Genomic DNA, 18821 nt, shown 5'->3' on the forward strand with positions numbered 1-18821 from the left:
GGCTTACTGGGGAAGAGCGACGAATCGGATGGCCTGGCCGCCGCCAGGGGCCAGGCGCAAGGGCAGGGTGTCGGTGGACTTGACGGTGAGCTGCTCGGTCACGAGGTCGAAACGATGCTGGGCATCGCGGTAGTCGGCCTGGTCGCCGTCGCGGTAGATCTCGGCGCGGTAGCGGCGCCTGGGGTCGAGGAAATTGAGCGACAGCGTCAGCCGCCGGCCGTCGCCATTGGTGATGGCGCCGACATACCAGTCCTCGCTGCGCCTGTCCTTGCGCGCGATCGTCGCGACCTCGCCGAGTTCGCCGTGGATGACACGCGTGGTTTCCCAGTCGGTCGGTACGTCCCTGATGAACTGGAAGGCGGCGGGCCAGCGCTCGTAGTGCTCGATGAGGTCGGGCACCATGACGACGGGCGAATACAGCACCACGTAGAGGGCCAGCTGCTTGGCCTGGGTGGAGTTCAGCTTGCGGTCGCCGGCGCCGTTGAGGCTGACGATGCCGGGCGTGTAGTCCATGGGGCCGCTGAGCATGCGCGTGAAGACGAGATTGACCTCGTGGTCCACCGGATTGATGGGATCGCCCCAGGCATTGAACTCCTGGCCGCGCGCGCCTTCGCGCGAGACCCAGTTCGGATACGTGCGGCGCAGGCCGGTGTCCTTCACAGGCTCGTGGGTATCGACGGCGATCTTGTGTTTCGCCGCCTGCTGCACTGCCTTGAGGTAGTGGCGCACGCCCTCCTGCGACTCGGTGAAGCCGAAGTGGGTGCCGCTGCCATTGGCGTTCGCGAACTGGGCCGTGCCGGCATCGGTCACATAGCCCGACTTGACGACATCGACGCCGTGCTTGGCATACAGAGCGTAGGCCGCCTCCATCTGCGCCTCGTAGCGCGCGACATTGCCGCCGGTTTCATGGTGGCCGACGAGGTGCACGCCCTTGGCCTGGGCATAGGCCGTCACGGCCTCGAGGTCGAAGTCGGGCATGGACTTCAGGTAGTCGAAGGCGGAGGCGCTGCCGACCCAGTTGCCGTCCCAGCCGAGGTTCCAGCCTTCCACCAGCACGCCGCGAAAGCCGTTCTTGGCGGCGAAGTCGATGTGGCGCTTGGTGTTGGCCGTCGTCGCGCCATGCGTGGGGCCGCTGGACCAGCTCGACTTGTTCAGATGCATCTCCCACCAGACGCCGACGAATTTGCCCGGCTGGAACCAGCTGACGTCGCCGAGCCTGTTGGGCTCGTTGAGGTTGAGCTCGAGGTTGGACTCGTAGAGGGCAGCGGCCGAGTCGGCCACGCGCAGCGTGCGCCAGGGCGTGGCGAAGGCGCCCTGCTTGAAGACCGTGGCGCCGCTGGCACTCGGTGCGAGCTGGGCGCGCAGCTTCTGGCCGCCGACCTTGCGCACCCACATCGACGCGTAGTCCACCAGGGCCGCCTCGTGCAGGGCCAGATGAACGCCGCTTCTCGTGCGCATCGTCAGCGGCGTGTTGGCCAAGCCGACTTCGGCCAGCGGCGTGCGCTGCACCGGGTACTCCAGCACCAGGGCCTCGCCGGCCGGGATCCACCAGGCCGTGGCCGGCTCGGCGATGTCGAACTCGGTCAGCTCGTCGCTGATGCGGATGATGGGCAGTTGGGCCTGCTCCGGCAGTTCGTAGCGAAAGCCGAAGCCGTCGTCGAAGACGCGAAAGCGCAGGCCCATGGCGCGGCCGCCCTGGCCCAGCTGGGACAGCTCCACCATCAGCTCGCGGTAGTGGCTGCGCACGCGCCGGCTCTCGCCCCAGGGCTGCTCCCAGGTCTCGTCGTGCTCGGTGGTCTGCTGGCCGACCAGCTTGAAGCCGCCGTCCAGCTGATGCGCATTGGTCAGCAGCAGGCCCAGGCGCGAGGCATTGACCAGGGGCTTGCCGGCGCGGTCGACGCGGTAGGCCAGGCGGCCTTCGCCGGTCAGCTGCAGCGTGACGACGAGCTGCTTGTCGGGCGAAGTGACGGTGGCCAGCGTCTCATCGGCGCGGGCGGTCGTGCAGAGGACGAGGGCGAGGAGTGCGAACAGGCGGCGGGTCAGCATGTCTCGAGGTCCTTGGCGGCGGCGCAGTGAGCCTGGATGAAGTCCGCATGGCTGGGCATCTGCGCGACGCAGCGCTGGATGACGGCCCGGGTGTCCTCCAGATAGTCGTTGATTTCGCTTTCCGACAGGGCATCGGCGAGTGGATGGTGGGCGGCGGGTCGAATGCCTTGGCCATGCAGCACCTGCAGCCAGCCGACCTCGGAGAACAGCTCGTCGCCATGGCGCACGATGCGGCCACTGGCCCGCCACAGGTCGAGCTTGTTCTGCAGCGTGTCGGGCACGTCCATGGTGCGGACGTGGTTCCAGAAGCTGGTGTCGCTGCGCGTGGTCGCGTGGTAGTGCAGGATCAGGAAATCGCGGATGCGTTCGGTCTCGAAGTCGCTCTGGCGGTTGAACTCGGCGACGTCGGCGGCGTTGAAGCCCTGGTCGGGGAAGAACTGGATCAGCCGCGAGATGGCCGACTGCACGAGATGGAGGGAGGTCGACTCCAGCGGCTCCATGAAGCCCGAGGCCAGGCCGATGGCGACGACGTTGCGGTTCCAGACCTTGCGGCGGCGGCCGCTCTCGAAGCGCAGCACGCGGGGTTCGGCCAGGGCCTCGCCGTCGAGGTTGCGCATCAGCAGGGCTGCGGCCTCGTCGTCGCCCATGGCCTGGCTGCTGTAGACATGGCCGTTGCCGGTGCGGTGCTGCAGGCCGATGCGCCATTGCCAGCCGGCGGGCCGTGCGGTGGCGCGGGTGAAGGGCAGCAGGTCGGGGCCGCTGGCGCTCGGTACGACGACGGCGCGGTCGCAGGGCAGCCAGTGGTTCCAGGGCTCGTAGCCGGTCTTCAGGGTCTGCTCGATGAGCAGGCCGCGAAAGCCCGAGCAGTCGATGAAGAGGTCGCCTTCGATCAGTGCGCCGCCAGCCATGCGAACGCTGCGCACATGGCCGGTCTCGGCATGCAGTTGCGCGTCCAGCACACGGCCCTCGGTGCGTTGCACGCCCAGCTTTTCGGCGTAGCGCCGCAGGTGGCGCGCATAGAGGCCGGCGTCGATATGGAAGGCGTGCACGATCTCGGCCAGCGGCGAGGGGCCATGGCTGCTGTCGGCCCGCATGAAGCGCTGGGCGCGGGCGGCCGCACCGTTGATGGAATGGGCCCACAGGTCCGGCGCCAGGCCGGCCCGGTGCATGCGCAGCCAGTAGTGGTGGAAGGCCAGCGTGGTGGAGCGGTGGCCGATCTGGCCGAAGGCATGCAGATAGCGGTCGCCCAGGGCGCCCCAGTCGCACAGCTCAATGCCCAGCTTGAACGTGGCCTGCGTCTCGCGCATGAACTCGTTCTCGGCGATGCCGAGCAACTGGTTGAAGTGCCGGATCATCGGGATGGTCGACTCGCCGACGCCGACGGTCCCGATCTCCTCGGACTCGACCAGTTGGATGGTCACGCGGCCATGGGTCACCTTGGCGAGGGCCGCGGCCGTCATCCAGCCGGCCGTGCCGCCGCCGACGATGACAACGGTGTTCAGGTTGTTCTGCTGCATCACTGCACCAGCACGCGCCAGCCCCAGGCGGGCAGGGGCAGCGAGCTGCCGTCTTCGAGCTGCACGGCCGCGCCATCGTTGAAGTCCAGGTAGCGGCCGGCATGGCGGCCGCCCTTCAGCACGACGTCGACCGGCTTGGCGGAGAGGTTGAAGACGGCGACGACCTTGTCCTTGCCATTGCCGCGCACAAAGCTGAACACCTGCTTGGGCGCGCTGTTGGCCACCGGCTCCATGACGGCGCCGTCAGCACCGTTCCACAGCGCGGTGTTGCGCTTCTTCAGCGCGATGAGTTGCTTCAGCAGCTCGCCTTCGGGCGCGTCCTTCCACAGGATCGGGTCGCGCTCGAAGAAGGCCAGCCGCCGGCTGTTGCCGGCCTCCTGGCCGTTGTAGATCAGCGGCATGCCTTCGCTGATGAAGCTCAGCACGGTGGCTGCTTCCGCGCCGGCGCCGAAGATCTCGTGCTCGGTGCCTTCCCAGGCGTTCTTGTCGTGGTTGGTGGTGTAGAGCAGGCGATAGGCCTCGCGCGGGAAGAACTTGCGGTTCCACGCGTAGTAGGGGTAGAGGGAAGTCGCGTCGGCGCGGCCCTCGGCGATCAGCTTCATTGCATCCCACCAGGTCCAGGAGTAGGTCGCGTCGAAGGCCTTGGCGTGCAGGTCGCGGCTCTCCCATTCGGCGAGCAGGAAGACGGGCTTGATGGCACGCAGTTCCCTGGCAGTCTGTTCCCAGAAGTCCAGCGGCGACAGACCGGCCGCGTCGACGCGGTAGCCATCGACACCGGCCTCGCGCACCCAGTACTTCATGGCGTCGGTCATGTAGCGACGCAGACCCGGCTGGTCGTAGTCGAGGTCGATGATGTCGTCCCAGTCGTACCAGGGCGTGGGGCGGAAATGGCCCTGCTCGTCGCGGTCGTACCAGTCGGGGTGGCTCTGGACGAGCACGTTGTCCCAGGCGGTGTGGTTGCCGACCCAGTCGAGGATGACCTTCAGCCCGAGCGAGTGAGCGGTGGCGACGAAGCGCTTCAGGTCGGCCAGCGTGCCCAGCTCGGGGTTGACGGCGAGGTAGTCGCTCACGGCGTAGGGGCTGCCCAGTGCGCCCTTGCGGTGCTTCTCGCCGATGGGGTGGATGGGCATCAGCCACAGGATGTCCACGCCCAGGGTCTTCAGCCGCGGCAGCTGGGCTTCGGCGGCGCGCAGCGTGCCCTCGGGCGTGAACTGGCGCGTGTTGATCTGGTAGAGCGTCGCGTTGCGCGCCCAGGCCGGGTGCTGGATGTGCACATAGGGCTTGGGCTGGTCGACGGCGAGAGGCGCGGCAAAGGCAGTGCCGGCGCATGCCAGCAGGGCAGCGGCAACCACTTGGAGAAGTTTTGTCACGATGTCAGGCGGTGAATGCCACGCCCGGATGTGGATCCGGGCGTGGCATGGACTGAAGGGTCATGCCCAGCCGCTTGCAAGCGGCTGGTCCTTCGGTAGGCGTCGGGCAGCCCGCAGTGGGCTGCCCTCGGCCCGACCTCAGAACCTGTAGTTCAGCCCGAGGCGATACGTCTTCCCGTACACCACCTTGTTGGTGATGATGCTGCGGTCCGTCGTGAACTCCTGGAAGGGCGTGTTGGTCATGTTGTGGCCCTGCAGCAGCACCGACAGACCCTTGAGCCAACCTTCCTGGAACTCATAGCCCACCTGCGCGTCGACGATGGTTTCCCCCTTGATGAAGGTGAACTGCGAGTCGCTGCGGTAGTCCAGGATCTGGCCGATGAAGTCCGAGCGCTTGTGCGCCGCCCAGGCGAGCTGGAAGCCGTGCTTCTCGTAGTACAGGCGCAGCGTCGTCACGTTCTTGGACAGGCCCGGCAGGCCGATCTCGTTGACGACACCCGCGAACACCGGTCCGTTCTGCGGCGACACGAAGCCGCTGGTGGGCAGGCGCACCGAGCTCGACGTGTAGGAGTGGTTCAACTGCGCACCGAAGCCGTCCAGCCAGTCGAAGGCCATGCGCCCCGGCAGGTTGATGGCCAGCTCGAAGCCGTGCATGTTGCCGCCCTGGCCGTTGACGGGCTGGGTCAGGAAGCCCACCGTCGAGCCCTTGTAGGGGCCGTGGTCGGGCAGCGGCGTCGTCGCGCTGGTGTAGGGCGCGAAGTCGAACTCGCGCGGCGCGTTGATGACGTAGTTGTCCAGCTTCTTGAAGAAGGCCGCCAGGCTGATGTAGCCGTATTTGTCGAAGTACTTCTCGTAGGACAGGTCCAGGGCCTTGGCCGCATAGGGCTTGAGCTTGGGGTTGCCGGAGAAGCCCGTCAGCGCCGGCTGAACGGCCGTCGCGTTCTGCACGCCGAAGTCCAGGCTGGCCTTCATGTTGTCGAGGTTGGCGCGCGCCACCTGCTTGCCGGCCCCGAGGCGCAGCAGCTGCTGGTTGCCGAGCTCGAAGGTCAGGTTCAGCGAGGGCAGCAGGTGGTAGTAGCTGGTGCCGTCGGTGCGCACGACATAGGGGCAGGTGTCGACGGTGATGCCCGTGCACTTGGCCAGGTCGACCTGGTTGCCGCTGGAGGTCTGGTTGGTGTGCACCAGCTGCAGGCCGATATTGCCGCTGTAGGGTAGGCCGCCGAGGTCGCCGCTCAGGTCGGCCTGGGCAAAGGCGGTGGCCACCTTCTCACCCACCGTCCAGTTGCGCGACAGCACGGTCGCGTCCACCCAGCGATTGATGGCGTAGACGCTGCCCAGCGAGCCGGTCGGGTCCCAGGAGGCGACCTCGATGCCCGAGGCGCCGGCGAGTGCCGTGGACGCGCCGGGAATCTTGGCGGTGGCGTAGCCGTCGGCACCGTTCAGGATGGACAGCCGGCCTTCATCGCCCAGGCGTGCCTTGTCGCGCTTGTTGAGATTGATGCCGAACCGGGTGCCGACAACGGGCCCCCATTCGACATCGTGGTGGGCCGTCAGGCGCACGCTGGTCAGCTTGTCGTCGATGGTGGGCAGGGCGGCATAGCCGGCCTGCGGGGTGGCGGGGCCCCCGCCCCAGCCGTCGACGTCGGTCAGCAGTGCGAAGTTGCGGTCGGCGAAGTTGCCGCTGGTCGTGTACTTCACGTCGGCGAAGTTGCTGCCGTTGAAGCCCGTCCAGCTGATGCTGGCGAGCTGGTTGGCCGGCGTGTTGCCGGGCTGGCCTGCCGTCGTCTCGAAGTTGCTGATGTTCTTGACGCCGTGGGAGCGCGACAGGTCGGCCTCCCAGCGCCAGTCGCCGGTCTTCAGTTCGCTGTTCACGCCCAGGGCCAGCAGGCGGTCCTTGTTCGAGAACATGTGGTTGCGCACCACGCCCTTGTAGTTGTTCATGGTGCCGCTGGTGGCGACGCCATTGGCGATGGTCGCGTTGCTCAGCACGCCATTGGGGTCGTAGCCGCCGGCGCCGAAGGCGATGGCGCCTTCCAGGCCGGTCTGCTTGGTCTTCTCGGTGCCGGCGCCGTAGAAGACGTCGGCCGTGGTCTTGAACTCGCTGTTGGGCTTGTACTGCAGCGTCAGCGTCGCGCCGTCGCGGGTGCTCTGGCGGCGCTGGGTCTCGTACTTGAAGCCACCGGGCACGGCGACCTGCTGGCCGTTGTAGTCGACCTGTGGTGCCCAGCCGCCCCAGCTGTCGAAGCGCTGCTCGCCGCCGTTGTCCTCACGCGAGCGGCTCAGCGCCACGGCGACGCCCAGGGTCTTGTTGGCGAACTGGTCCACATAGACCAGGCTGGTGCGGTTGCCCGAACCGACCTCGACGCCGGAGTCTTCGCCGATGCGCTCCTTGCGTGCGCTGACAGCGATGGTGCGCCTGCCGTAGTCCAGCGGGCGGATGGTGCGCATGTCGACCGTGGCCGACAGACCCTGGCCCACCAGGCTGGCGTCGGGCGTCTTGTAGATCAGCAGGCTGGCCAACAGTTCGGCCGGGAAGAGATCGAACTCGGGGCTGCGCGCATCGCTGGTGGAGGCCACTTCGCGGCCGTTGAACAGCGAGCCGCCGAAGGCCGGGGCCATGCCGCGCACGCTGACGCCGGCGGCCTTGCCGTTGACCTTGCTGCGCTGCACGGCGATGCCGCTGACGCGACCCAGGGACTCGGCCACCGTCACGTCGGGCAGCTTGCCGATGTCCTCGGCCGAGATGGCTTCGACGATGGAGGAGTTGTTGCGCTTGACGGCGATGGAGTCCTCGACGCTCTTGCGGATGCCCGTCACGACGACAGTCTCCAGCGATTGCGGCGCGGCCTCCTGGGCCTGGGCGGCGGAGCTGCCCAACAGCAGCAGGGCGCAGGCACGCGTGATCGGAAGGACAGCGGGGAGGGTGGTGTGGAGCCCGCGCGCTCGCGGCTGGCGCGGCGCTCGTGCGGCTGGCAGATGAGCCATGGGTTTGCCTCTCGAATGTTGTAGTGGTCGGGTCCGGTTCTGCCAACGGCCACCAGGTCGCGAGTCCGGTGTGTCGGGTGAACGGCCGCCATGCTCCCGATTGTGGGAAGGCCGCGCAATCCGGAGCGTGAGCCGCTGAAGAATCTCTATAGACAACTTTCAAACGGCGCTGAAGGAATCCTGAAGATTCCGGTTTTGGCCTTTATCCATCGGCGTTCTCGCGCGTTTTCCGGGGCTTGTGCGCGTTTCGCCCAAGCCACATTCAGGGCATGCGTCGCTAGACTTTCGGCCGTGAAGATCTATCTGATCGAAGACGACCTCAACATCGGCCAGGCCCTGCTGACGGTGTTCAAGGACGAGGGCCACGAAGTGGTCTGGGTGCGCATGGCCCATGACGCTGTCGAGCGGCTGCAGGCCGAGGATTTCGACGCCGTGCTGCTCGATCTCGGCCTGCCCGACGGCGACGGCAACGAGGTGCTGAAGCGCCTGCGCGCGGCCGGCCTGACCGTGCCCGTCCTCATCATCACGGCGCGCGACGGCCTGCAGGACCGGCTCAAGGGCTTCGACAACGGCGCCGACGACTACCTCATCAAGCCCTTCGAGATTCCCGAACTGCTGGTGAGGCTGCGCGCCATCCTGCGCCGCAGCGGCGCCCACGGCGAGGCCGAGGCGCTGTGGAACTTCGGCAACCTGGCGCTGGAGGAAAAGCGCATGCGGGTGACGCTGGACGGTGCGGCCATCACCCTGTCCAAGACCGAGTACGCGCTGCTGCTGACGCTGATGAAGCAGAGCGACCGCGTGCTGACGCGCGCCGAGCTGGAGCGCCGCGTGCTGCCCTTCAGCGACGGCGCGACGCTGGACGTGCACATCTCCAATCTGCGCAAGAAGATCGGTGACGGCCACATCCGCACGGTGCGCGGCGTGGGCTACATGATGCAGAGCGGCCGTGCCTCCTGAACAGTCGCTGTTCCGGCGGCTGCTGTTCGGCTTCAGTGCGGTCACGCTTTTCGTGGCGCTGGCGGGGTTTCTGTACGTGGCCTGGGAGGCGCGTGAGACCCAGCGCTCGCGCACGGCCAGCGAGAACTCGGCCCACACGCGCGAGCTGCTGATGCATCTGGCCGACATCGGCGACCAGCCGCAGCGCGTGCGCCTGGCCGCCGAGGCGCTGGAAGCCGTGCGGGCCGAGATGTTCCGCCAGCTCGACTACCACTCCCAGGTGCGGGTGCGCGTCTGGCAGCGCGGTGAGCTGGTCTACAACTCCAGGCCGGCCCTGCCCGAGAGCCTGCCCCTGCCGGGGACCGAGCATGAAGGCAATGCCTGGGTGCAGGCCGTCGAGCGTGATGCGGCCAGTGGCCTCGTCGTGGAGCGCAGCCACGAGGTCGACGACCGCTGGATGCTGAGCTTCTCGGGCGTCAGCTTTCTGCTGCGCTCCACCATCTTCAGCCTGCCGCTGCTGCTGCTGCCGGCCTGGTTCATCATCGGCATGGGCCTGAAACCGCTGCGCACCTTTGCCTCGGCCATCGAGAACCGCTCGGCCCAGGATCTGACGCCCCTGCCCGACACGACCTACCGTGAGCTGTCACCGCTGGTCACGGCCATCAACCACCTGATGGCGCGCTTGAGGCGGCGCATCGAGCATGAGCACGAGTTCTTGTCCGACGCCGCGCATGAACTGAAGACGCCGCTGGCCGCCATCCAGATCAATGCTCATCTGCTGCAGAGCCCCAATGGCGATGTGCAGCGCCGTGCCGAGGTCAGCGCCGGCCTGCGCGACGGCGTGGCGCGGGCCAACCACCTGGTGCAGCAGCTGCTGTCGCTGGAGCGGGCGCGTTCGGATGCGGAGGAGGCCCTGCCGCTGCTGTCGCTGGAGACCCTGGTGTGCGACCGCCTGGCCGCCGCCGCGCCTCTGGCGGTACAACGCGGCATCGAGATCGACTTCCACGCCGACTCGGCCTGCGAGCGGCCCCTGCACCAGGAGACGGTCTGGGCCCTGGTGGACAACCTGATCAGCAACGCGATCAAGTACTCGCCGGAGAACGGCCGCATCGCCGTGCGCCTCACGGCGCGGGAGGGTGGCGGCTGCCGCTTGAGCTTCAGCGACCAGGGCCCCGGCATTGCCGAAGCCCTGCGCCAGCGCGTGTTCGAGCGCTTCTACCGCATCCCTGGCCAGGAACAGAGCGGCAGCGGCCTGGGGCTGGCGATTGCGGAACGGGCGGCGGCGCGCAACGGCGCCGGCATCCGCCTGGACGCCGGGCCCGAAGGCCGCGGCCTGCTGGTCACCGTGGAGTTTGCTTAGGGCTGTTTTTTTGCAGCAGCCACAGCAGCACGCAGACGATCAGCGTGGTGCCGATGAGCACATTGCCCACCCAGGGGAAATGCGCCAGCTTGCCGTCGGTGCCAATGGTCACGATATGGCCTGACACCAGGGCCGCGAGGCCGCCGGCCAGCTGCTGAAGCGCAGCGTTGATGGCCGTGAAGGCGCCGCGCTGCTCGGGCGCCGGGATGCCGGTGACGACGACCTGCCAGGGCACCATGCGCGAGAAGATGCCGGCGAACAGCACGACGTTGACGATGACCAGCGTCGTCAGCGACGAGGGGCCCAGCCGCGTGTAGATGGCCACCATGGCGATGGTGACGGCGCTGCCCGTGAAGAAGACGGGCAGGGGGCCGAGGCGGTCGACAAGGCGCCCCACCAGCGGCGCGACGAACATCGTGCTGATGCCGGTGACGAGGTAGACGATGGGCAGGTGGGCCAGGTCGATGCCGACGTTGTTCACCGAGAAGGCGCTGGCGAAGGGCATGATCATGAAGCCGCCCGTCGTCAGCAGGGCCGTGATCAGGAAGGCATGCAGATGGCGTTTGACGGCCACGGTGTGCCAGAGGTGGGCGAAGGCGCTGCGGTCGTTTTGCAGCTTCAGGTGTGCGTCGACCGGTTGCATGCGCCAGGCGATCAGCAGGCCTCCGACGGCGCCGAAGGCCACCAGGGCCAGGAAGGGCGCATGCCAGCTCCAGTGGGTGGCGAGATACAGGCCGAAGGGCAGGCCCAGCACCTGGCTGGCCGCGAAGCCGCCTTGCAGCAGGCCCATGACGCGGCCGCGCAAGGCCGGCTCGAACAGGTCGGCCGCGATGGCCATGACGATGGAGCCGATGACGCCGCCGAACAGGCCGGTGACGATGCGCGCCAGCAGCAGCGATTCGAAGCTGCCCGCGAGGCCGCACCACAGCGTGCCGAGCAGGAAGCCGCCGAAGAAGAACAGCAACAGCTTCTTGCGGTCGAAGCGGTCGGCAAAGCCGGCGGTCAGGATGCCGGAGATGCCGGCGCTGAAGGCATAGGCCGACACGACAAGGCCGAACTGCTGGGCCGACATCGACATGGCCGGCATGATCATGGCGCCCAGCGGCGACATGATCATGAAGTCCAGGATGACGGCGAACTGCAGCAGCGTCAGCAGGCCGGTGGCGAAACGCTGATAGGGCGTGAAACTGGGCGGCGCGGCGGCGCCGGGGGCGGTGGTACTGGCTTGGGGCATGGGTGGGCTCGGTGGGCAGCGGCGGGAAGGGCGGCTGCAGTGTCCTCAAGGCACCGGCCCAGACGTGACAGCAGGGCGGGCGTAGATGAATAGGTTCCTATTGATATTAAGATAGGGGCCTATGTAAAGTCAAGGGCTGTTCATCGGTCCTTTCCGAGCGTTCAACAGCAACCGCCATGCCCGAGTCCCGTCCTTCCATGCCGCCGCTGAAGCTGATCGGCCATGTGCACCGCGGCTTCCAGCGCATGGCCGACCAGTTGCTGCGCGACCAGGGTTTTGCCCTCGGACAGCTGCCCGTGCTGATGGCGCTGAAGGACGGCCGGCCGCGCTCCCAGGCCGAACTGGCTCGCCTGGCCAATGTCGAGCAGCCCAGCATGGCCCAGCTGCTCAACCGCATGGAGAGGGACGGCCTGGTTGAACGCCTGCCCGACCCCGAGGACGGCCGCAGCCGCCTCATTTCGTTGACGGCGGCCTGCGTGGAGCGCATGCCCAAGGCCAAGGGTGTCATGCAGGCCCTGGGCACCGAGGCCCTGCAGGGTTTCAGCACCGAGGAGGTGCAGCTGCTGGCCGACCTGCTGGCGCGTCTGGCGGACAACGTCGACGACATGGTGGAGAGGCGCCTGGGGCCCTAGGCGCTGTCCTACAAGGCATCGCGCCGGGGGCTCACGCCGCGCCGGCGGCGTCGGCGCGAGAGTTGCAGCATCCCTCAATCCGGAGCCGCACCATGAACGCCATCAGCGACTGCCCGCCCGAACTCCAAAAGACCACCTCCCAGGCGTCCGATGTGCTGATCTGCGTCGTCGGCACGGCCGACGTGGTGCAGGCCAGCGAGGACGATCTCGCCGTGCTGGCCACCGACCGGCGCGTGCACCGCCTGGATTGGCGCCTGGACGACGAGTTCGGCGAGCCACCGGTCGAGGCCGACTGGGCCGACGGCCTCATCGTGCTGAACTCCGACGCCTGGGCCGCACCCACGGGTTGCGCCAAGCTGCAGGCCCTGCTGAAGATGGCCTGGCGCTGTGGCCGCACGGTGGCCCTGTGCGGCGATGCCGTGAATTCGCTGCGGACCCTGGGTTTCCCGGCCGATGTGCCGGCAGAAGCCGAGGGCCTCTTCATCTGCCCGCAGGGCCCTTGCAATGGCACGCTGCGCGAGTTCCTGGATGCGGTGCAAGAGCAGCCGCATCGCGGCCGCTGATCGGTACAGACCAAAAAAAAAGGCGCGGCCCGATGAGGGCCGCGCCTTTTTCTACGTCTACCTGCGGATCAGGCCGACCACCAGGCTGACGACAGCCAGGATGATGAAGCCGTAGAACAGCAGTTGGGCAATGCCTGCGGCGCTGGCGGCAATGCCGCCAAAGCCGAACAGGGCCGCCACGAGGGCGACAACGAAAAAGATGATCGCGTAACGCAGCATGAGATTTCTCCTTGGGCTGTTGGCATCGCTAATCTATTGCTGGCCTTGAAGCCGGGGTGCCGGCCCCCGCCGCGCGCCGGGGTAGGAAGCCGCCGACGCGGTTACAGGCGGCTTGGCTGCCTCGGCACGTGGGCTGGGCGCCGGGCCGTCGCAGCTGACCGGCGGCAGGTCCTCGCCCGGGTCGATGAAGGCCAGCAGCGCAGCCGGTGGCGCCAGTGCACCCAGCGCAATCGCCGCGATGGCCTTGCCGCCCAGGGCCTTGCCCTCCAGCGCGATGCGCGGGTCGCCCAGCGTGCCCTGCACGCGCACTGGTGAGCGCAAGGTCAGCAGCGAGAAGTCCTTGGGCTTGGCGACGAGGCGCACGTCCAGGGTTTCATCGCTCAGGCTGACGCGGCCGTCGATGTCGATGCGGCTGTCGCGGTTGTCGATGACGGCCGAGCGCGGCCTCAGCACGCCGGCCTTGAAGCTGCCGTCCACGCGTGCACAGTTCAGCTCCAGGTTCTTGTCGCCGCGCAGCAGGATGCCCAGGCCCTGGGCCACGTCCAGGCCGGTGGCTTCGGTCAGCAGATGCGAGATGCTGCCCTTGTCCAGTTGCAGGTGCACCGGCCCGTTCAGGCTGCCCAGCAGCTCGGCCGTGCTGCGGCCCTGGCCCTGCACGTCGACGTCGGCACGCACCCGGCCCGTCACCGGGTGGGCGCTCAGGCTCTTGGCCTCGAACTTGAACCACTGCTCGATGGCGACGCCGCGGACGTCGGCATGCACCTTCCATTGCGGTGGGCTGGGATGGGTGTCCAGATTCAGCGAGCCGGCGATCTCGCCGCCGGCCACGCCGGCGTTGAAGTTTTCCAGTCTCAGCACGCCGTTCTCCAGCACGATGCTGGTGTTGACCGGCGCCAGCGGCGCGAGCTTGGGCGTGCCGAGGTCGAGCTGGTTCAGCGCCACGGCCACGCGGGCGTCCATGGTGTTCAGCGATGGCATGTCCAGCGGGCGGTCGGGCAGCACACGGCCAGAGCGGCTGGGCGCTGCGTCGGTGCCGACGGCCGGGCCCAGATCGGCCAGGCGCAGCGGGCCGCCGCGCAGCATGCCGCTCAGCTGGGGGCGCTTCTGGCGCATGTCGTAGCTGAAGTCGCCGGCCAGATGGCTTTGGCCCACCCGGGCCTTGGCGTTGCCCAGCTGCCAGACGCCCGAGGCGTGCTGCAGCCGGCCCGACAGCTCCAGCGGCGGTGTACTGGGCAGGGCGATGCCGAAGGGGCGGCCGACGTCGGCCAGGGAGTTGCCGCGCACCTGCAGCTGGCCGTCCAGGGCCCGCGCGTCCAGCAATGAGGCGGCCGTGCCGTCGAAGGCGATGCGGCCGTCGCGCTGGGTCAGCTCGGCGCGCAGCTTGACGGGCGGCAGGCCGGATTCAGCGGGTGCCAGCAGCGCCAGGCCGGCGCCGGCCTCGGCCTTCAGTGCGAGCGCCTGGCCGCGCAGCTGGCCCTTCAGGTCCGCGGTCCAGTGGCCGTCCGCCTGGGTGGCGAAACGGGCGTCGCCCTTCAGCAGCATGGGGGCGTCGTCCAGGCTGGCGGTGCCGTGGCGGATGATGAGGTGGTCGATCTGCGGCAGCTCGGCCGGCTCGTCCTTGGCGCCCGACGATTGCACGGGCCAGGCGGTGTGCCCCGCGGCATCGCGCTGCCAGTTCAGCGACAGCGACTCGGCCTGCACGAGGCGCAGCCGCAGCGGCGCACCATGGCGCCATTCCCAGATGTCGCCCCATTGCCAGTTCAGCAACACGCCCTGCGCCTCGGCCAGGGCCTGCCCGCCGGTACCGGTGACGCGCAGCCGGTCGGCCTGCAGGCGCGGCTTGAACAGCAGGTGCAGCCGGGCGTTGCCGTCCATGTCGAGGCCGCGATCGGCCCGGGCAGCCAGCCAGGGCGCAAGCCCGGGCCAACCGGCCAGGTCCATGCCCACAGCGGCAACGATGACCAGCACGACGGCGCCGGCAATGGTGACGGCGACTCTCATGCGGACATGCTCGCGGCCAACGGCGCTGCTCCGCGTGGGACTGCGGCCCCCGTGCCTGTAGGACGCCGGCCCTGTCGGTCCGGTCCCACACGCGATCGGCGCGTGGACCGAAGCCCACATCGCTCGGCAGCGCCCAAAGTTGGTGGACCGGTCTTCAAGGCCTTGCACCGAAAGGATTCCCCATGCTTACCTTTAGCCGAATGCCTCTGCTGGCCTCGCTTGCGCTGGTCACCGCTCTGGCCGCTTGCAGCAAGCAGCAGCCCGACGATGAATTGAGCGCCGGCCAGCGCGTCGAGAACGCGACCGCCGACGCCAAGCGCGAAAGCCGCGAGCTGATGGCCGACGCCCGCATGTCTGCTCACGAGGCCGCCGACAAGACGGCCCAGGTGACGTCGGACATGGGCATCACCGCCAAGGTCAATGCGGCCCTGGTGGCTGATGACCAGCTCAAGGCAACGCAGATCAACGTCGACACCCGCGACGGCCAGGTGACGCTGTCCGGCCAGGCGCCCGATGCGAAGGCCCGCGAACGTGCCACGACGCTGGCCCAGGCGGTCGACGGCGTGAAGCAGGTGAACAACCAGCTGACCGTCACGCGCAACGGCTGACCGTCGTCTTCTTCTAGCGCAAAGGCGCCCTCACGAGGGCGCCTTTGCTTTGCCTGCCGCGGCATGCCGTCCGACAGGCCCGCCGTCGGGCGCTCGCTAGCCTTGATACATAACTCACAGCTTCTCTCATGGCCGCCGCTCAAGCCTCAGCGCTGCAACGTTTCCTGACCGTGGCCAAGCCCTACTGGAAGGGCGATCGCAAGGTCTGGGCCTGGACCTTCCTGGCCGGCATCATCGTGCTGATGCTGGCCGACACCCAGCTCGCCGTGCTGCTGAACAACCAGACCGGCGAGCTGACTTCGGCGCTGGCCGCGCGCAATGAAGATCGCTTCTGGGCCGCCGTGCGCGCCATGCTGTGGGTCATCGCCTTCGCAGTGCCGGTCTTCGCCACCTACTACTACGCCCGCGACGCCTATGCCAACGATTGGCGGCGCTGGTTGACGCACCGCTTCCTGGACGGCTATCTGCGCGAGCGCCGCTATTTCCACCTGGCCGGCGACGACATCGACAACCCCGACCAGCGCATCACCGAGGACGTCAACACCTTCACCGGCCGCTCGCTGAACTTCCTGCTCATCATGCTGGGATCGCTGATGCAGCTGGTGGCCTTCAGCGCGGTGCTGTGGTCGCTGTCGCACATGCTGGTGGGCTTTCTCGTCGTCTATGCGCTGGCCGGCACGCTGCTGTCGCTGGGCCTTTTCGGTCGGCCGCTGATCCGCCTCAACTACTGGCAGCTCAAGCGCGAGGCGGACTTCCGCTTCCGACTGATGCGGGTGCGCGAGAACGCCGAGTCCATCGCCTTCTACGGCGGCGAAAAGCAGGAACGGCACCAGTTGGATCAGCGCCTGCGCGCCGCGTTGCTGAACACCCGCAAGCTGATCCGGGCGCAGTTCGGCCTCAACCTTTTCCAGCGCGGCTTCAGTCAGGTCAGCCTCTTGGTGCCCTGTGTCGTGCTGGCCGGCGATGTGCTGGCCGGGCGGCTCGAGGTGGGCCAGGCGGTGCAGGCCGGCGGCGCCTTTGCGGCCGTGCTGGGCGCGGTGTCGCTGATCATCGACAACTTCGAAAGCCTGTCGCGCTTCGTCGCCGGCATCGACCGCCTGCATGCCATGGCTGCGGTGCTGGACGCCGCACCGCCAGAAGCGGGCATCGCCCGCGAGGAGGGCAGCGAACTGGACATCAAGGACCTGACCGTGCACGCGCCGGGCAGCGAGCGCGTGCTGGTCGAAAAGCTCAATCTGCGCGTGCCCGAGGGCGGTTCGCTGCTGATCACGGGCGCCAGCGGCACGGGCAAGAGTTCCCTGCTGCGCGCCATCGCCGGCCTGTGGACGCAGGGCAGCGGCCAGGTCTCGCATCCGCCGCGCGAGGACGTCTTCTTCCTGCCGCAGCGGCCTTATCTGCAGGTCGGCACCTTGCGCAGCCAGCTCATCTACCCCAGCACCCAGACCGAGCTGGAGGACGAGGCCTTGTTCAAGATCCTCGACGAGGTGCAGCTGCGCCATCTGGCCGAAGGCGACAGCGGCCTGGACCGCAATGAGGATTGGGAGAAGCTGCTCAGCGGCGGCGAGCAGCAGCGCCTGGCCTTTGCCCGCCTGCTGGTGCATGCGCCGCGCGTGGCCATCCTGGACGAGGCCACCAGCGCCCTGGACGACGCCAACCAGAAGCGCCTCTACCAGCGGCTGGCCCAGCGCGGCACGACGATGATCAGCATCGCCCACCGCGCCGCCGTGGCCGGCTTCCACCGACATGTGCTGAAGCTGACCGGCGGTGGCCGCTGGACCCTGGCCAAGACGCCCAAGGAGAGCGCCGACAAGCCGGGCGATTGACGCGCTCTGAGTGATTTCCCGACCGTTCGGTCGGTAAATCACCGATACCATGGGCAGGCCTTCACGACCCAGCCGCCATGGACTTCACCATTGCCGCCATCCTCGGCCTCGACGGCCTGACCAACGGGGCCATCTACGCCCTCGTCGCCCTGGCCCTGGTGCTGGTGTTCTCGGTCACCCGCGTCATCTTCATTCCGCAGGGCGAATTCGTCGCCTTTGGCGCGCTGACGCTGGCGGCCATGCAGATGGGCAAGGTGCCTGGCACCTTGTGGCTGCTGCTGATGATGGCCGTCGCGGTGGCGGTGCTGGATGTGGTGCAGGGCCTGCGGGAGCGCTGGCCGGTGGCGCGCTTCAAGAATGCCCTGGTCATGACGTTGGGCCTGCCCGTGGCGCTCGCGATCGCCGTGCCCTGGCTGCTGCAGCGCCAGCCCGGGCTGTGGCTGCAGGTCATCTTGGCGCTCGCCATCGTCACCGCCATGGGCCCGCTGCTCTACCGCCTGGCCTACCGCGCCCTGTCCGGCGCCAGCGTGCTGACCCTGCTCATCGTCTCCGTCGGCGTGCACTTCGCGCTGACCGGCGTGGGCCTGGTCTTCTTCGGCGCGGAAGGCTATCGCACGCCGGCCTTCTGGGAGGTGCGTTTTGATGTCGGTCCGCTGAGCCTGACGGGCCAGACGCTGATCATCTTCGCCGCGTCCATCGCACTCATCGTGGCGCTGTTCGTCTTCTTCGAGCGCACGCTGACCGGCAAGGCCTTGCGCGCCACATCCGTCAACCGCACCGGCGCACGGCTGATGGGCATCTCGGGCGACGCCGCCGGCAGCCAGACCTTCACGATGGCTGCTTTCATCGGCGCGCTGTCGGGGCTGCTGATCTCGCCGTCGACCACCATCTATTACGACACCGGCTTCCTGATCGGCCTCAAGGGCTTCGTCGCCGCCGTCTTCGGCGGCCTGGCCAGCTTCCCCATGGCCCTGGCCGGTGCCCTCGGTGTCGGGCTGATCGAGAGCTTCGGCTCCTTCTGGGCCAGCGCCTTCAAGGAGGTCATCGTCTTCACGGTGATCCTGCCCATCCTCCTCTGGCGGTCCTTCGTGGACCCGCATCACGAGGAGCATTGATGGCGGAAATGGAACACAGCCACAGAGGCACAGAGGCACAGAGTTTTGACGTCAGTCAAGCGGTGATAGCTGCAGCTATCGAAGTGCATCGGGAACTGGGGCCGGGGCTGCTGGAAAGCATCTATGAAGCTGCGATGGACGTCGAACTGGCGTCGCGCGGCTTGCGCGTTGAGCGGCAGATTGAGGTGCCGATCGTCTACAAAGGCGAGCCATTGGGCGCAGCCTATCGAGTGGATCTACTGGTGGAGCGGCAATTGGTGGTCGAGCTCAAGGCGGTTGACAGCTTGGCGCCGGTCCATACCGCGCAACTGCTCACCTACTTGCGCCTCCTGAAGGTGCCGGCTGGATTGCTCATCAATTTCAACCACGCCCAGCTCAAGCAGGGCCTGAAACGCGTCGTGCTATGACCGAT

General features: G+C 67.8%; 15 protein-coding genes. 8 read left to right on the forward strand and 7 right to left on the reverse strand.

Annotated elements, in window-relative coordinates:
* Positions 1 to 3: 3 nt before the first annotated feature.
* The 4 genes from ACS5PN_RS18575 to ACS5PN_RS18590 form a co-directional block, all read right to left on the reverse strand.
* Positions 4 to 2046, reverse strand: a complete 2043-nt coding sequence (locus ACS5PN_RS18575) for a glycoside hydrolase family 97 protein (protein ID WP_439465468.1) — start codon at positions 2044 to 2046, stop codon at positions 4 to 6.
* Positions 2040 to 3563: a tryptophan halogenase family protein gene (locus ACS5PN_RS18580; protein ID WP_439465469.1), complete on the reverse strand. Its 1524-nt coding sequence runs from the start codon at positions 3561 to 3563 to the stop codon at positions 2040 to 2042. Before ACS5PN_RS18580 ends, ACS5PN_RS18575 begins: the two co-directional genes overlap by 7 nt.
* Entirely contained in the window at positions 3563 to 4933 is a 1371-nt protein-coding gene (locus ACS5PN_RS18585) for an alpha-amylase family glycosyl hydrolase (RefSeq protein WP_439465470.1), read from the reverse strand. Before ACS5PN_RS18585 ends, ACS5PN_RS18580 begins: the two co-directional genes overlap by 1 nt.
* A 138-nt stretch (positions 4934 to 5071) precedes the next feature.
* On the reverse strand, positions 5072 to 7918 hold the full coding sequence (locus ACS5PN_RS18590; RefSeq protein WP_439465471.1) for a TonB-dependent receptor: 2847 nt from the start codon (positions 7916 to 7918) through the stop codon (positions 5072 to 5074).
* A 291-nt stretch (positions 7919 to 8209) separates the two neighbouring features.
* Here ACS5PN_RS18590 and ACS5PN_RS18595 point away from each other — a divergent pair, with 291 nt between their 5' ends.
* Both ACS5PN_RS18595 and ACS5PN_RS18600 read left to right on the forward strand, forming a co-directional pair.
* A complete protein-coding gene (locus ACS5PN_RS18595; protein ID WP_439465472.1) occupies positions 8210 to 8875 on the forward strand; it encodes a response regulator transcription factor in 666 nt (221 codons plus the stop codon).
* Complete coding sequence (locus tag ACS5PN_RS18600; protein ID WP_439465473.1) at positions 8865 to 10214, forward strand: ATP-binding protein; 1350 nt, start codon at positions 8865 to 8867, stop codon at positions 10212 to 10214. Before ACS5PN_RS18595 ends, ACS5PN_RS18600 begins: the two co-directional genes overlap by 11 nt.
* Here the strand turns inward: ACS5PN_RS18600 and ACS5PN_RS18605 are convergent.
* A complete protein-coding gene (locus ACS5PN_RS18605; protein ID WP_439465474.1) occupies positions 10195 to 11448 on the reverse strand; it encodes an MFS transporter in 1254 nt (417 codons plus the stop codon). The two genes, ACS5PN_RS18600 and ACS5PN_RS18605, sit on opposite strands and share 20 nt — an antisense overlap.
* 176 nt (positions 11449 to 11624) lie before the next feature.
* On the opposite strand from ACS5PN_RS18605, the gene ACS5PN_RS18610 reads away from it, so the two are divergent.
* Together ACS5PN_RS18610 and ACS5PN_RS18615 are read left to right on the forward strand one after the other, a co-directional pair.
* The gene (locus ACS5PN_RS18610) at positions 11625 to 12080 is read left to right on the forward strand and encodes a MarR family winged helix-turn-helix transcriptional regulator (RefSeq protein ID WP_439465475.1); all 456 of its coding nucleotides are present in this window, start codon (positions 11625 to 11627) and stop codon (positions 12078 to 12080) included.
* Between the two features lie 92 nt (positions 12081 to 12172).
* Entirely contained in the window at positions 12173 to 12643 is a 471-nt protein-coding gene (locus ACS5PN_RS18615) for a hypothetical protein (protein WP_439465476.1), read from the forward strand.
* Between the two features lie 57 nt (positions 12644 to 12700).
* Here ACS5PN_RS18615 and ACS5PN_RS18620 read toward each other — a convergent pair whose 3' ends face one another.
* Positions 12701 to 12862 carry a DUF1328 domain-containing protein gene (locus ACS5PN_RS18620; protein WP_439465477.1) on the reverse strand — a complete coding sequence of 54 codons (162 nt, stop codon included), beginning with the start codon at positions 12860 to 12862 and terminating at the stop codon, positions 12701 to 12703.
* Between the two features lie 33 nt (positions 12863 to 12895).
* Positions 12896 to 14863, reverse strand: coding sequence for an AsmA family protein (locus ACS5PN_RS18625; protein WP_439465478.1), 1968 nt, complete (start codon positions 14861 to 14863; stop codon positions 12896 to 12898).
* A gap of 182 nt (positions 14864 to 15045) precedes the next feature.
* Between ACS5PN_RS18625 and ACS5PN_RS18630 the strand changes: the two genes are divergently transcribed.
* The 4 genes from ACS5PN_RS18630 to ACS5PN_RS18645 all read left to right on the forward strand — a co-directional run bounded on the left by ACS5PN_RS18630 (position 15046) and on the right by ACS5PN_RS18645 (position 18816).
* On the forward strand, positions 15046 to 15471 hold the full coding sequence (locus ACS5PN_RS18630) for a BON domain-containing protein (protein ID WP_439465479.1): 426 nt from the start codon (positions 15046 to 15048) through the stop codon (positions 15469 to 15471).
* 128 nt (positions 15472 to 15599) lie between these two features.
* On the forward strand, positions 15600 to 17294 hold the full coding sequence (locus ACS5PN_RS18635) for an ABC transporter ATP-binding protein/permease (RefSeq protein ID WP_439465480.1): 1695 nt from the start codon (positions 15600 to 15602) through the stop codon (positions 17292 to 17294).
* Between the two features lie 77 nt (positions 17295 to 17371).
* Entirely contained in the window at positions 17372 to 18409 is a 1038-nt protein-coding gene (locus ACS5PN_RS18640; protein ID WP_439465481.1) for a branched-chain amino acid ABC transporter permease, read from the forward strand.
* Positions 18409 to 18816 (forward strand): GxxExxY protein, encoded by a 408-nt coding sequence (locus ACS5PN_RS18645; RefSeq protein ID WP_439465482.1) that lies wholly within the window; start codon positions 18409 to 18411, stop codon positions 18814 to 18816. The genes ACS5PN_RS18640 and ACS5PN_RS18645 overlap by 1 nt, the downstream gene beginning before the upstream one ends.
* The last annotated feature ends 5 nt before the right edge of the window (positions 18817 to 18821 follow it).

The sequence above is a fragment of the Roseateles sp. NT4 genome, from assembly GCF_051857475.1.
In the GTDB taxonomy this organism is placed as follows: domain Bacteria; phylum Pseudomonadota; class Gammaproteobacteria; order Burkholderiales; family Burkholderiaceae_C; genus Pelomonas.